This is a genomic window from Burkholderia sp. NLJ2 (assembly GCF_049487195.1).
Lineage (GTDB): Bacteria > Pseudomonadota > Gammaproteobacteria > Burkholderiales > Burkholderiaceae > Burkholderia > Burkholderia pyrrocinia.
Map to the genome: position 1 here is coordinate 616,987 of NZ_CP137809.1, position 14,058 is coordinate 631,044.

At 66.7% G+C, this 14,058-nt stretch carries 12 protein-coding genes and 2 pseudogenes; 11 read left to right on the plus strand and 3 right to left on the minus strand.

The window, feature by feature from the left end; all coding sequences use genetic code 11:
* The first annotated feature begins 18 nt into the window (after positions 1 to 18).
* The 6 genes and pseudogenes from R9B84_RS19395 to R9B84_RS19420 form a co-directional block, all read left to right on the plus strand.
* Positions 19 to 1,065, plus strand: a complete 1,047-nt coding sequence (locus tag R9B84_RS19395; protein ID WP_423760995.1) for a monodechloroaminopyrrolnitrin synthase PrnB family protein — start codon at positions 19 to 21, stop codon at positions 1,063 to 1,065.
* 58 nt (positions 1,066 to 1,123) lie between these two features.
* A complete protein-coding gene (locus R9B84_RS19400) occupies positions 1,124 to 2,824 on the plus strand; it encodes an NAD(P)/FAD-dependent oxidoreductase (protein ID WP_423760963.1) in 1,701 nt (566 codons plus the stop codon).
* Positions 2,825 to 2,848: 24 nt separating this feature from the next.
* A complete protein-coding gene (locus R9B84_RS19405; RefSeq protein WP_423760964.1) occupies positions 2,849 to 3,961 on the plus strand; it encodes a Rieske 2Fe-2S domain-containing protein in 1,113 nt (370 codons plus the stop codon).
* Between the two features lie 141 nt (positions 3,962 to 4,102).
* Positions 4,103 to 4,192: pseudogene (locus R9B84_RS19410) on the plus strand (IS6 family transposase); the annotation flags it as partial.
* Between the two features lie 184 nt (positions 4,193 to 4,376).
* Positions 4,377 to 5,609 (plus strand): cation:proton antiporter, encoded by a 1,233-nt coding sequence (locus tag R9B84_RS19415; protein ID WP_423760996.1) that lies wholly within the window; start codon positions 4,377 to 4,379, stop codon positions 5,607 to 5,609.
* A gap of 50 nt (positions 5,610 to 5,659) precedes the next feature.
* Positions 5,660 to 5,782 (plus strand): annotated as a pseudogene (locus tag R9B84_RS19420) (alpha/beta hydrolase); the annotation flags it as partial.
* Positions 5,783 to 5,796: 14 nt separating this feature from the next.
* Here R9B84_RS19420 and R9B84_RS19425 read toward each other — a convergent pair.
* The 3 genes from R9B84_RS19425 to R9B84_RS19435 form a co-directional block, all read right to left on the minus strand.
* Positions 5,797 to 6,717 carry a bestrophin family protein gene (locus tag R9B84_RS19425; RefSeq protein ID WP_423760965.1) on the minus strand — a complete coding sequence of 307 codons (921 nt, stop codon included), beginning with the start codon at positions 6,715 to 6,717 and terminating at the stop codon, positions 5,797 to 5,799.
* A gap of 163 nt (positions 6,718 to 6,880) precedes the next feature.
* Positions 6,881 to 7,888: a cytochrome d ubiquinol oxidase subunit II gene (gene cydB, locus R9B84_RS19430; RefSeq protein WP_423760966.1), complete on the minus strand. Its 1,008-nt coding sequence runs from the start codon at positions 7,886 to 7,888 to the stop codon at positions 6,881 to 6,883.
* A gap of 3 nt (positions 7,889 to 7,891) precedes the next feature.
* Positions 7,892 to 9,292 carry a cytochrome ubiquinol oxidase subunit I gene (locus R9B84_RS19435; RefSeq protein ID WP_423760967.1) on the minus strand — a complete coding sequence of 467 codons (1,401 nt, stop codon included), beginning with the start codon at positions 9,290 to 9,292 and terminating at the stop codon, positions 7,892 to 7,894.
* 422 nt (positions 9,293 to 9,714) lie between these two features.
* Here R9B84_RS19435 and fdhD point away from each other — a divergent pair, with 422 nt between their 5' ends.
* The 5 genes from fdhD (at position 9,715) to moaD (ending at position 14,051) form a co-directional block, all read left to right on the plus strand.
* Positions 9,715 to 10,587, plus strand: a complete 873-nt coding sequence (gene fdhD / locus R9B84_RS19440; RefSeq protein ID WP_423760968.1) for a formate dehydrogenase accessory sulfurtransferase FdhD — start codon at positions 9,715 to 9,717, stop codon at positions 10,585 to 10,587.
* The gene (gene glp, locus R9B84_RS19445; RefSeq protein WP_423760969.1) at positions 10,584 to 11,798 is read left to right on the plus strand and encodes a gephyrin-like molybdotransferase Glp; all 1,215 of its coding nucleotides are present in this window, start codon (positions 10,584 to 10,586) and stop codon (positions 11,796 to 11,798) included. The genes fdhD and glp overlap by 4 nt, the downstream gene beginning before the upstream one ends.
* Positions 11,799 to 11,997: 199 nt before the next feature.
* On the plus strand, positions 11,998 to 13,122 hold the full coding sequence (moaA, locus tag R9B84_RS19450; protein WP_423760970.1) for a GTP 3',8-cyclase MoaA: 1,125 nt from the start codon (positions 11,998 to 12,000) through the stop codon (positions 13,120 to 13,122).
* 46 nt (positions 13,123 to 13,168) lie between these two features.
* Positions 13,169 to 13,741 (plus strand): molybdenum cofactor biosynthesis protein MoaE, encoded by a 573-nt coding sequence (locus R9B84_RS19455; protein ID WP_423760971.1) that lies wholly within the window; start codon positions 13,169 to 13,171, stop codon positions 13,739 to 13,741.
* Positions 13,742 to 13,793: 52 nt separating this feature from the next.
* Complete coding sequence (gene moaD / locus R9B84_RS19460; RefSeq protein ID WP_131947243.1) at positions 13,794 to 14,051, plus strand: molybdopterin converting factor subunit 1; 258 nt, start codon at positions 13,794 to 13,796, stop codon at positions 14,049 to 14,051.
* Positions 14,052 to 14,058: the final 7 nt, after the last annotated feature.

The window sequence follows — 14,058 nt, forward strand, 5'->3', positions numbered from 1 at the left end:
GTATGCGCATTCGCGGCCATGCACGCTGCGGTGGCGGCCTGCGATCCGCTGCAGGCGCGGGCGCTCGTTCTGCAGTTGCCGGGCCTGAACCGTAAAAAGGACGTGCCCGGCATCGTCGGCCTGTTGCGCGAGTTCCTCCCGGCGCGCGGCGTGCCCTCCGGCTGGGGCTTCGTCGAAGCCGCCGCCGCGATGCGCGACATCGGGTTCTTCCTGGGGTCGCTCAAGCGGCACGGACACGAGCCCGCGGACGCGGTGCCCGGGCTCGAGCCGGTGCTGCTCGACCTGGCGCGCGCGACCGACCTGCCGCCGCGCGAGACGCTCCTGCATGTGACGGTCTGGAACCCCGCGGCAGCCGACGCGCAGCGGAGCTACACCGGGCTGCGCGACGAAGCGCACCTGCTCGAGAGCGTGCGCATCTCGATGGCGGCCCTCGAGGCGGCCATCGCGCTGACCGTCGAGCTGTACGACGTGCCCCTGCGATCGCCCGCGTTCGCCGAAGGGTGCGACGAGCTGGCGGACTATCTCCATAAAATGGTCGAATCGATCGTTTACGCCTACCGCTATATCTCGGTGCAGGTCTTCTACGACGAGCTTCGCCCCTACTACGAACCGATTCGGGTCGGGGGCCAGAGCTACCTCGGCCCCGGTGCGGTGGAAATGCCCCTCTTCGTGCTGGAGCACGTGCTGTGGGGTTCGCAATCGGACCACCGAGGTTATCGAGAATTCAAAGAGACGTACCTGCCCTATGTGCTTCCCGCGTTCAGGGCGATCTACGCCCGGTTCGCCGGGGAGCCGGCGCTCGTCGACCGCGTGCTCGACGAGGCGCAAGCGGCCGGCGCGCGGGGCGGGCCCGTCGGGGCCGGGCTGGCGGCCCTCGACCGGGTCTTCGAGGTCCTGCTGCGCTTCCGGGCACCTCACGTCAAATTGGCGGAGCGCGCGTACGAAGTCGGCCGAAGCGGCCCCACGATCGGCAGCGGGGGGTACGCGCCCAGCATGCTCGGCGATCTACTCACGCTCACGCGTACCGCGCGGTTCCGCCTTCGCGCCGCGCTCGACGAGCCCTGACACCTGACGCCCGACGCGTGCAGCCATGTGTTCCATCTCACAAGGAGAGTGTGCCCCCATGACTCAAAACAGCCCCGCGAACGGGCGCGACAGCAACCACTTCGACGTGATCATCCTCGGCTCGGGCATGTCCGGCACCCAGATGGGGGCCATTCTGGCCAATCAACAGTTTCGTGTGCTGATCATCGAGGAGTCGTCGCACCCGCGCTTCACGATCGGCGAATCGTCGATCCCCGAGACGTCTCTGATGAATCGCATCATCGCCGATCGCTACGGCATTCCGGAGCTCGACCGCATCACGTCGTTCTACTCGACGCAGCGTTACGTCGCGTCGAGCACGGGCATCAAGCGCAACTTCGGCTTCGTGTTCCACAAGCCCGGCCAGGAGCACGACCCGAAGGAATTCACGCAGTGCGTCATTCCCGAGCTGCCGTGGGGCCCGGAGAGCCACTATTACCGGCAAGACGTCGACGCCTACCTGTTGCAGGCCGCCATCAAATACGGTTGCACGGTCCGCCAGAAGACGAACGTGACCGAATACCACGCCGACAAGGACGGCGTCGCGGTGACCACCGCCCAGGGCGAACGGTTCACCGGCCGGTACATGATCGACTGCGGAGGCCCGCGCGCGCCGCTCGCGACCAAGTTCAAGCTCCGCGAAGAGCCGTGCCGCTTTAAGACGCACTCGCGCAGCCTCTACACGCACATGCTCGGGGTCAAGCCGTTCGACGACATCTTCAAGGTCAAGGGGCAGCGCTGGCGCTGGCACGAGGGAACCTTGCATCACATGTTCGAGGGCGGCTGGCTCTGGGTGATTCCGTTCAACAATCACCCGCGATCGACCAACAACCTGGTGAGCGTCGGCCTGCAGCTCGACCCGCGTGTCTACCCGAAAACGGACATCTCCGCGCAGCAGGAATTCGACGCGTTTCTCGCGCGATTCCCGAGCATCGCGGCGCAGTTCCGGGACGCCGTGCCGGTGCGCGACTGGGTCAAGACCGACCGCCTGCAATTCTCGTCGAGCGCGTGCATCGGCGACCGCTATTGCCTGATGCTGCACGCAAACGGGTTCATCGACCCGCTGTTCTCCCGGGGGCTCGAGAACACCGCGGTGACCATCCACGCGCTCGCGGCGCGCCTCATCAAGGCGCTGCGCGACGACGACTTCTCCCCCGAGCGCTTCGAGTACATCGAGCGCCTGCAGCAGAAGCTTCTGGACCACAACGACGATTTCGTCAGTTGCTGCTACACGGCATTCTCGGACTTCCGCCTGTGGGACGCGTTCCACCGGCTGTGGGCGGTCGGCACGATCCTCGGGCAGTTCCGGCTCGTGCAAGCCCACGCGAGGTTCCGCGCGTCGCGCGACGAGGGCGACCTCGATCACCTCGACAACGATCCTCCGTACCTCGGCTACCTGTGCGCGGACATGGAGGGGTACTACCAGTTGTTCAACGACGCCAAAGCCGAGGTCGAGGCCGTGAGCGCCGGGCGCAAGCCGGCCGAGGAGGCCGCGGCGCGGATTCACGCCCTCATCGACGAACGGGACTTCGCGAGGCCGATGTTCGGCTTCGGGTACTGCATCACCGGGGCCAGGCCGCAGCTCAACAACTCGAAGTACAGCCTGCTGCCGGCGCTGAAGCTGATGCACTGGACGCAAACCAGCGCACCCGCAGAGGTGAAAAAGTACTTCGACTACAACCCGATGTTCGCGCTGCTCAAGGCGTACATCACGACCCGCATCGGCCTGGCGCTGAAGTAGCCGGCCGACATCGGCAGGAAAACGATGAACGACGTTCAATTGGATCAAGCCGTCGCCCCGGAGCATGCCCCGGGGGTGTACGACGCGACCACGCGCCTGGCCGCGAGCTGGTACGTCGCGATGCGCTCGGACGACCTCAAGGACAAGCCGACGGAGTTGACGCTCTTCGGCCGTCCGTGCGTGGCGTGGCGCGGCGCGACGGGGCGGGCCGTGGTGATGGACCGCCACTGCTCGCACCTCGGCGCGAACCTGGCCGACGGGCAGGTCAAGGATGGGTGCATCCAGTGCCCGTTTCACCACTGGCGGTACGACGAGCAGGGCCGGTGCGTTCACATCCCCGGCCACAGCCAGGCGGTGCGCCAGCTGGAGCCCGTCCCGCGCGGGGCGCGCCAGCCCACGTTGGTCACCGCGGAGCGATACGGCTACGTGTGGGTCTGGTACGGCTCCCCGCAGCCGCTGCACCCGCTGCCCGAAATCGCCGCGGCCGACGTCGACAACGGCGACTTCATGCACCTGCACTTCGCGTTCGAGACGACGACGGCGGTCTTGCGCATCGTCGAGAACTTCTACGACGCGCAGCACGCGACTCCCGTGCACGCGCTCCCGATCTCGGCCTTCGAGCTCAAGCTCTTCGACGATTGGCGCCCGTGGCCGGAGGTCGAGTCGCTGGCCCGGGCGGGCGCGTGGTTCGGTGCCGGGATCGACTTCACCGTGGACCGGTACTTCGGGCCCCTCGGCATGCTGTCGCGCGCGCTCGGCCTGAACATGTCGCAGATGAACCTGCATTTCGACGGCTACCCCGGCGGGTGCGTCATGACCGTCGCCCTGGACGGAGACTTCAAATACAAACTGCTCCAGTGTGTGACGCCGGTGAGCGACGGCAAAAACGTCATGCACATGCTCATCTCGATCAAGAAGGTGGGCGGCGCCCTGCGCCGCGCGACCGACTACGTGCTGTTCGGGTTGCAGACCAGACAGGCCGCGGGGTACGACGTCAAGATCTGGAACGGGATGAAGCCGGACGGCGGCGGCGCGTACAGCAAGTACGACAAGCTCGTGCTCAAGTACCGCGCGTTCTACCGGGGCTGGGTCGACCGCGTCGCCGACGCGACCGCTCGACCGCGCCGCCGCGAGTGAGCGGCGATGCGTGAGTCGGCGGCCGTAGCCGCGCCGGTCTTGGCCGCGTCGTTCCGCCAGGTGTTCGCGAACCTGGCGAGCGGCGTCACGGTCATCGCGGCGTACGGCGCGGCGGGCCCGCTCGGGCTCACGGCCACCAGCCGACAGCAATTCGCGTTGCCCGGACATCGAATGAATGCGGCATGTCATCGTGCCGTACGCCAGGAACGCTTCGCCACATGGCATGGTTGAACTGCTACTGGCGCAGTCGAGAACGCTATCTGATACGGATAACTACTCCTTGAGCTACACAGGTAACCTACGCCTGCCAACGTGACGGAGCCCTGGCGATGCTTCGCGCGCCGCCGTGCAGGTGCGAATGCATTCCCGGGATGGATTGCCCGCCTTCATTTCGATCGAGCCGAGGAGGTTTCGGATGGTTATGTGGTTAATGCAGTTGGCCCTGATTCTCACCGCTTGCAGTTGCTTCGGCTGGCTGGCGCAACGGATGGGGCAGGCGAAGGTCGTCGGCGAACTGGCCGCGGGCATCGTACTCGGGCCCGCCGTACTGGGAGCGCTCGATATGCCCTTCTATCAGGCCATCTTCGGGCCGGCCGCGTCCGTCGGCCTGTCCCATCTCGGCGAGCTCGGCGTGATCGCGCTGATGTTCCAGATCGGTCTGCACATGAACCTCGGCGAGATGTCGAACCCCGGATCGCTGAAGAAGGTGCCGGACGCCGCCGTGGTCGCGCTGGCCGGCATGCTGCTGCCCCTGGTCGGCGGCATGGCGATCGGCTATCTGTCGCACGACGCGCTCGCGCCGCAGATCGCCGAGTTGCCCTATGTGCTGTTCTGCGGCGTCGCCCTGTCGGTTTCCGCACTGCCGGTGATGGCCAGGATCGTCGTCGACATGGATCTCGTCGACGCGCCGCCCTCGATGCTCGCGCTGTCCGCTGCGATGCTGACCGATCTGGTCGGTTGGATAATGCTGGCGTTCGTCTCCGCGGTGGCGATGGCGGGACCGGATGCGTCCGGGACATGGAAGATCGTCGCCGGCATCGCCGTGTTCCTGCTGATCTCGAAGATCGTCGTCCGCTTCATCGTGTTGCCGATGGCAGCCGATGCCGTGAAGAACGCGTCGTCGGCGAAGTTGTTGAGTGTGGTCGTTCCGTATGTGTTGCTGTCGGCATGGGCGACCACGGAGATCGGCACCCACTCGGCGTTCGGCGCGTTGCTGGCCGCCGTGATGCTGCGCAATGTGCCGGGCCTGCGAGAGCAGTGGGAGTCGAGGATGGAAGGCTTTGTGAACACCGTGCTGTTGCCGGTGTTCTTCGTCTATTCCGGGCTGTCCGTGACCTTCGAGAATTTTGACGGATCGTCGCTGTGGCTGTGGTTCCTGCCGTTCCTGTGCGTTGCGTTCGTCGGCAAGTTCGGTGGCGCCTACCTGGGCGCAAGAATGTGCGGACTGACCCGGCACGACGCCGCGCTGGTCGGCTCGCTGATGAACACGCGCGGGCTCGTGGAACTGGTGGTGCTGGCCGCCGGCCTGCAGATCCACGCGCTGTCGCGGAGCTCGTACGCGGTTCTGCTGCTGGTCGCGCTGGGCACGACCGCCATGACGTCGCCCTTCGTCAGATTGTGGCGGCGCGGTGCGTTGCGCCCGACCTGACGCGCTTGCACCCTGCTCCCTCGGTCCGCAACCTCACGCGGTTTCCCGACATGCATCGAAGATCGATCGTTGCGCACGACGGGCGCGAACTGAATGCGTTCATTTCCGTCGACCCTCCCGACGCGCCGGATGTCGTGGTCGTGCTGCCGTTTGATGCAAGGCAGGCGATGCTGGCTCTAGCACCCGCTTACGTGATCTGGTACGTCGACGCCGGCACGAATTCCTCCGGCATCTCGCGGTCGCCCAGTTCGAGCACCGACCGCTCGATCGTGCGCGTCATCGCATCGAGCGCGAGTGCATTCGGCGCGAGGCTGAACGGTTCCGCGACCTCGTTCGCGATCGCTTCGAGCGCGATCAGCGTGTACGAAATAAACACGCAGATCAGCGGCGTGAAGAATTCCGTCGAATCGACGAGGCCGAACGGCAGCAGCACGCAGTACGCATAAACGGTACGGTGCAGCAGCACGCTGTACGAGAACGGGATCGGCGTCGACAGGATGCGCTCGCAACCACCCACCGACTTGCCCAGTTCGTCGAGCTGCGCGTCGAACATCCAGCAGGTCACGTCGCTGCCGGGCGCGCGGCCCAGCGCGCCGACGATGCCGCCGCGCAGATCGTCGAGGATCGCGACGGGCTTGAAGCATTTGCGCGCGAACTCGCCGGCACGCTCCGTGCCGAGGATCCGTTGCAGGTCTTCGGTCGGATCGGTATGGCGAAGCTGATGCTTCAGCGCATACGTGAACGCGATCAGCAGATCCGCGAGCCGGTTGCGCTCGGCATCGCTGACGCCGTCGGGCAGGTAGCGATTCAGTTGCGACGTCAAGGTGCGCGCCGCGATCAGCAGGTTGCCCCACAGATGCCGCGCTTCCTTGAAACGCTCGAAGCTCGCGTTGTTGCGAAACGCGAGGAAGATCGCGAGCGCGAGCCCGAACAGCGTGAACGGCGCGGTGTTGAGCGGGATCTTCTCGCCGAAGATGCGCCCGTTCGTGAAGACCGCCAGCGTGCTGACGATCGCCATGAACATCAGTTGCGGAATGATCGATTGCAGCACGGAGCCGTTCCATACGAACAGCATCCTGAGCCAGTTTTGTCGTGGTCTGACGATCATGATGTTGTCTCGACTGCCTGGGGAATACCTGAAGCGACCCGCCCGTGCCCGATGCACAACGGCCCGCGCGTGGCGGGCCGCTTTCGGACAGGTTCCGTGCCGGGGCCGCGTTGCGCGTGATGATACGCCCGCGCACGCCGTGCCCCGTCACATCGCGCGCCGCTCAGTGATAGCCGATATCGCCCTCGCGCACCTTGCCGCGGAACACGCGGTACTGCATCGCGTTGTACACGAGGATGATCGGCAGCACGATCACCGTGCCGACGAGCGCGAACAGCTGGCTCGAATGGCTCGACGACGCATCCCAGATCGTCAGCGACGGCGGCACGATGTTCGGCCAGATACTGATCACGAGCCCGGTGTAGCCGAGGAACACGAGCGCGAGCGTCAGCAGGAACGGCGTGGCTTCGTGCTCGCGCTTCACCGTGTGAAAGATGCCCCACACGCACGCGACGACGAGGATCGGCACCGGCAGGAACCAGCCGAGGTTGCCGCTGCCGAACCAGCGGTGCGCGACGGCCGGCAGCCCGATCACGGTCCACAGGCTGACGACGGCCATCACGCCGAGCAGCACGCCCGTGAGCGGCTTCATCAGCTGCCGCATCTTGCGCTGCAGCTCGCCGTCGACCTTCAGGATCAGCCAGCCGCAGCCGAGCGTCGCATACGTGACGAGTACGCCGATCCCGCACAGCAGGCTGAACGGCGACAGCCAGTCGAACGGCCCGCCCGCGAACTGGTTGTGCTCGATCTTGATGCCCTGCAGCAGCGAACCGAGCACGATCCCCTGGCAGAACGCCGCGAGCGCGGAGCCGCCGATGAATGCGAGATCCCACATGTGTTGCGTGCGGGTGGCCTTCGCGCGCAGTTCGAACGCCGCGCCGCGGAAGATCAGCCCGACCAGCATCAGCACCAGCGGCAGGTAATTCGCGGGCAGCAGCGTCGAATACACGACCGGGAACGCACCGTAGAGCCCCGCGCCGCCGAGCACCAGGAACGTCTCGTTGCCGTCCCACACCGGCGCGACGGTATCGAGCATCACTTGCCGCTCCGCCTTCGCATCGAAGAACGGAAACAGCAGGCCGATGCCGAGATCGAAGCCGTCCAGCATCACGTAGATGAACACGCCGAGGCCGATGATCGCGGCCCACACGACAGGAAGATCGATTTGCATGGCTTACTCCGCTTCGGTGACGTTCAGCGGCGTGGACAGCGCGCTCTTGCGCAGCCCCGGATGCCGGTGCAGTTCGATGTACCCGGCCTGTGCTGCCGGCCCGCGCCTCATCAGTTTCATCATGTAGTAGATACCCGATCCGAATACCAGGAAGTACACGACCACGAAGATCAGCAGCGACACGCCGACCTGCTGCGCGCTGACCGGTGCAACCGAATCGATGGTGCGCAGCACGCCGTACACGGTCCACGGCTGCCGTCCGACCTCGGTCGTGATCCAGCCGGCCAGCAGCGCGACGATGCCCGACGGCCCCATCGCCACCACAAACCACTGGAACCAGCGCGTTTCGTACAGGCGCCCGCCCTTTCTCAGCAGCAGCCCGAGCAGCGCGGTCAGCAGCATCAGCATCCCGAGGCCCGCCATGATCCGGAACGTCCAGAACACGATCGGCGAATACGGGCGGTCCTGCGGCGGGAATTCCTTCAGCCCGCGGATTTCGCCATCCCAGCTGTGCGTGAGGATCAGGCTGCCGAGGTGCGGCACCTGGATCGAATAGCGCGTGGTTTCGGCCTGCATGTCCGGCAGCCCGACGAGGTTCAGCGCGGTGCCGCCCTTCTCGGTTTCCCACAGCCCCTCGATCGCCGCGATCTTCGCCGGCTGGTATTCGCGCGTATTCAGCCCGTGCGCATCGCCGACGACGATCTGGATCGGCGCGAGCAGCAGCAGCATCCACAGCGCCATCGAGAAGGTGCGCTTCACCGGCTCGTCGCGGCGCCCCTTCAGCAGGTGCCACGCGCCGCACGCGGCGACGATGAAGCCCGCGACGATGAACGCCGCGATCGTCATGTGCACGAGACGGTACGGAAACGACGGATTGAAGATGACCTTGAACCAGTCGACCGGCACGACCAGGCCGTTCTCGATCCTGTAGCCCTGCGGCGTCTGCATGAAGCTGTTCGACGCGAGGATCCAGAACGTCGAGATCAGCGTGCCGACCGCGACCATCAGCGTCGCGAAGAAGTGCGCGCGCGGGCTCACGCGCTGCCAGCCGAACAGCATCACGCCGAGGAAACCGGCTTCGAGGAAGAACGCCGTCAACACTTCATACGTGAGCAGCGGGCCCGTGATGTTGCCGGCGATGCGTGAAAAGCCGGCCCAGTTCGTGCCGAACTCGTACGCCATCACGACGCCGGAGACCACGCCCATCCCGAAGCCGATCGCGAAGATCTTCGACCAGAACTGGAACATGGATTTGTAGGCGGCGTCGCCGGTGACGAGATAACGCCATTCCAGCACCGCCAGGAAGCTCGCCATGCCGATGCTGATCGCGGGAAACACGATGTGGAACGACACCGTGAATGCGAATTGCAATCGTGCGAGATGGAACGCATCGAAGATTTCCATGACCGTAATTTGCTCGTGGTTGTGAGAACGTCCGCCCGAAGCAGGAAATCGCGCGACGGCCTGGCGACAACACATGCGAACACCTACGGTCACTCGCATGGCATCGAAGCGTGAATGACGATATCGCGTTTGCCACGATACTCGCAATCACTCGAACGTGCGCTGAAACTGTGCTGCTTCCGTTGCCGAAGATGTGTGTACGGAAAACACATTTCATGCCCGCGGCATCGCCGTCTGTACTGCTTTCCGCGTTGCGACGCTGTGCCTCCGGCGCGCTGTTCAGCGCCCTTAACATGTGATGCAACGCCTGCCCGCGGCGACGGCGCGCCCTTCGGCGCCCGCCCGGCAGCATCGATTCCCGTCGTTCGGCGTACGCGCCGAGCCCGGCCGGCACGCCGGCCGATCCGCCTGGAGAAAACCGCATGGAGTCCTGCATCCGCCGCGACGATCCGACCGGCAGCACCGCGTGTCATGTGACGCGTCATCGTGCCGGCGAAGCGCGCGACACCGTCGATCGCGTCGTCGACGAAACGCCGGTTGCGCTCGTGTTCAACGGCATCTCGCACACGGTCATGATGGCGACGCCGATCGACCTCGACGCATTCGGGCTCGGCTTCGCGCTGAGCGAAGGCATCGTCGAGCGCGCGTCCGACGTGTTCGACATCGAGAGCGAAACCCGGCCCGGCAGTGCCGAAGTGCGGCTCACCGTGTCGCAGCAGGCGTTCATGGCGCTGAAGGCGCACCGCCGCGCGCTGGCCGGCCGCACGGGCTGCGGCGTATGCGGAATCGAAAGCATCGCGCAGCTCGACCTGCACCCGGCGCGCATCGATGCCGCCGGTGCGGCCGCCGACATCGGCGCCGCCGCGATCGCACGCGCCGCGCGCGCGTTGCCGGCCCACCAGACGCTGATGCGCGAGACGGGCGGCATCCACGCGGCCGCATGGTGCGACCGCGACGGCGCCGTGCTCGACGTGTTCGAGGACGTCGGCCGCCACAACGCGCTCGACAAGCTGATCGGCCGGCTCGCGCGGCGCCACGCCGACCTGCGCGCGGGTTTCGTGTTCCTGTCGAGCCGCGCGAGCTACGAACTGGTGCGCAAGGCCGCGCGGGTCGGCATCCCGATGATCGCGACGATCTCGGCACCGACGTCGCTTGCGATCGACGTCGCCCGCGAAGCCGGCGTGCGGCTGCTCGGCTTCTGCCGCAACGACGGCTTCGTCGAATACGTGTCGCCCGACGCCGCTCATCCCGACCAACCGGCGCCTTCACAAGCGCATCCGGCTCTCTCGTCATGAAACAACTGATCGATTTCGATACCGCGCAGCAGCATTTCGCCGGCGCGTTTGCGCCGCTTGCTGCGGCCGCCTCCATTCCGGTGACAGCCGCGGCCGGCCACGTGCTGGCCGCGCCGCTGAGCGCCGTGCTCGACCAGCCGCCGGCCGACCAGAGCGCGATGGACGGCTACGCCGTGCGTCATGCGGATCTCGCGCACGGCGAGCCGCTGCGCGTCGCGCAGCGCTGCTATGCGGGCGACACGCCGGCGCCGCTGGCCGCGCGCACGGCCGCACGCATCTTCACCGGCAGCCTGATTCCGCCCGGCGCCGACACCGTCGTGATGCAGGAGCATGCGCGCGAACAGGACGGCTGGGTCGCATTCGACGCGCCGCAGCGCAGCGGGTCGCATATCCGCCGCCGGGGCGAGGAAGTGCGTGCCGGCGACCTGCTCGTGCCGGCCGGCGTGCGGATGGGCGCGATGCACGTCGGCGTGGCCGCCGCGCAAGGTTTCGCGCGCATCGACGTGCGCCCGGCGCTGCGCGTCGGCATCCTGACGACCGGCGACGAACTCGTCGCGTGCGGCGAGCCGCGTGCACCGCAGCAGATCTACAACAGCAATGCGCCGATGCTGGCCGCGCTGGCATCGGGAACCGGTGCCGGCGTGGCAATGAGCCTGCATGCAGCCGATACGGCGCCCGCCGTCGATCGTGCGCTGCGCGACCTGCACGCGTGTTGCGACCTGGTGATCTGCGTCGGCGGCGCGTCGGTCGGCGACAAGGATCTGCTGCGCCCCGCGCTGGCTGCACTCGGCGCATCGTTCGTCGTCAGCGGCGTGCGCATGAAACCCGGCAAGCCGGTCGCGCTCGCGCGGCTCGACGCGCGGCCCGTGGTGCTGCTGCCAGGCAATCCGGGCGCCGCGATGACGGCGTTCGCGCTGTTCGTCGCACCGCTGATCCGCTGCCTGCAGGGGCGCGACGCGTGCGTGCCGCGCGTGCCGTCGCTGCCGATCGACATGGACTTCGAGCCGGATGCGCAGCGCGAGCGCTTCGTGCGCGTGCGCTGCACCATCAACACCGACGGCACGGCCGTGCTCGACACGTTGCGGCAACAAGGCGCCGGCACGCTGCAATCGCTCGTGCAGGCGAGCGGGCTCGCGCGGCTGCCGGCCGGAACGCGCATCGCGCGCGGCGACACGGTACCGTATTACGAATTCGCGCCCTGGCTCGGATGAGCGCGACGCCGTACACCCGCCCGATGCGACGCCTTGGCCGCGCATGCCGCACGGCGAACTGTATTCCTGCAATTCGGGCGCGATTGTGTCCCTGCCGGAAAAGTCCGGCGGACTATGCTCACGATGAGGCTCGCCACGACCTGTGCACCGATACGTCGGCACGCACGCGGCCGATCGGCGACGCCCACCCGCTTACTTCATGCAGGCCGACGAACCGATCGTGAATGCCATCGTCTCCGCCACGCCGGCCGCCGCCGCTTCATCCGGCGGCGCATCGCCCGGCGCCTTCCCCCGCACAACCGACACGCTCGGCCGCCCGCTGCGCGACCTGCGCCTGTCCGTCATCGACCAGTGCAATTTCCGCTGCGGCTACTGCATGCCGCGCGAAAGCTTCGGCGCCGACTACGCATTCATGCCGTCGTCCGAGCGGCTGTCGTTCGCGCAACTGGAAAAGATCGCACGCGCGTTCACGTCGCTCGGGGTCGAGAAAATCCGCATCACCGGCGGCGAGCCGCTGTTGCGCCGCAATCTCGAAGCGCTGATCGAACGGCTCGCGGCACTGACGACCGTCGACGGCAAGCCCGTCGAAATCGCGTTGACGACCAACGGTTCGCTGCTCGCCGCGAAAGCGCGCTCACTGCGCGACGCGGGGCTGTCGCGCGTGACCGTCAGCCTCGATGCGCTCGACGACGCCGTGTTCCGCCGCATGAGCGACGCCGACGTGCCCGTGTCGCGCGTGCTGGCCGGCATCGAAGCCGCGCATGCGGCCGGGCTCGCGCCGGTCAAGGTCAATGCGGTGATCGAACGCGGCGCGAACGACGACCAGATCCTGCCGCTCGTGCGTCACTTCCGGCATAGCGGCGTGGCCGTGCGTTTCATCGAATACATGGACGTCGGCGGCGCGAGCTTCTGGTCCGGCGACAAGGTCGTGCGGGCTGCGCAGATGCGCGAGCTGATCGATGAGCACTATCCGCTCGTGCTCGTCGGCGAACCGGGGCACGACGCAACCGCGATCCGTTGCGCGCACATCGACGGTGCGGGCGAGGTCGGCTTCATCGCGAGCGTCTCGCATCCGTTCTGCGGCACCTGCTCGCGCGCACGCGTGTCGGCCGACGGCAAGCTTTATACGTGCCTGTTCGCAACCCAGGGCACCGACCTGCGGCCGTGGCTCGACGATGCGGCGCCGGTCGACGCGCTCGCCGCCGCCGTGCGCGATCGCTGGACGCGGCGCGACGACCGCTATTCCGAGCGTCGGGCCGCACGGTCGGCCCGTACGCCGGGCAAGACCTATCCGACCGTGCGCATGTCGCTCGTCGGCGGCTGACGGGCCGCCGCGCGACACAGGACGCACCGCCTACAGGAGAACCGTCATGACGAGCTTCACCGAATCCCGCGCCGGGCTGCCGGACGATCCGTTACGCAGCGGCAGCCACTCCCAATCCGCCGACACGACCGAACCGCACACCGAGCCGCCCCCGGCAATTTCTGCCGGCTTCGAAGTACGCGTGCAGTATGCGGCGATCGACGCGGGTGCCGAGCTTGCGCCGATCGTTCGCAATCCGAATGTCGGTGCGGTCGTGAATTTTCTTGGTGTCGTGCGCAAGGAAGGCGATGTCGACGATGTCGTCGCGCTCGAGGTCGAGCACTACCCGACGATGACCGAACAGGCCCTGTGGAGCATCGTCGAGGAAGCGAGCGCGCGCTGGCGGCTCGAAGCGGTCAAGATCGTGCACCGCGTCGGGCGCATTCCGCTCGGCCAGGCGGTCGTGCTGGTCGTGGTGGCCGCCGCGCATCGCGGGTCCGCGTTCGATGCGTGCGAATTCCTGATGGACTTCCTGAAGACCCATGCGCCGTTCTGGAAGAAGGAGATCCGCCACGACGGCGAATCCGGCTGGGTCGAAGCGAAGGCGCACGACGACCAGGCGATGCGGCGTTGGGGCTGACCACGCCCGCTTCGCGTTTTTCGATTCCGCCGATTCCACTCAAGACATCGCGATGAAACTGACAATCAAATACTTTGCAAGCATTCGCGAGCAACTCGAAACCGACGAGGAAATCGTCGAGATCGATGCGCGCGAACTTACCGTCGATGCGCTGCGCAGTACGCTCGCCGCGCGCGATGCGCGCAGCGCGGAAGCGTTGCGGATGGACCGGCCCGTGCGGGCGGCAGTGAATCTCGAGATGGTGACGGGCGGATTCGTCGTGCGGGAAGATAGCGAGGTGGCGTTTTTTCCGCCGGTGACGGGCGGGTAACGCGGAT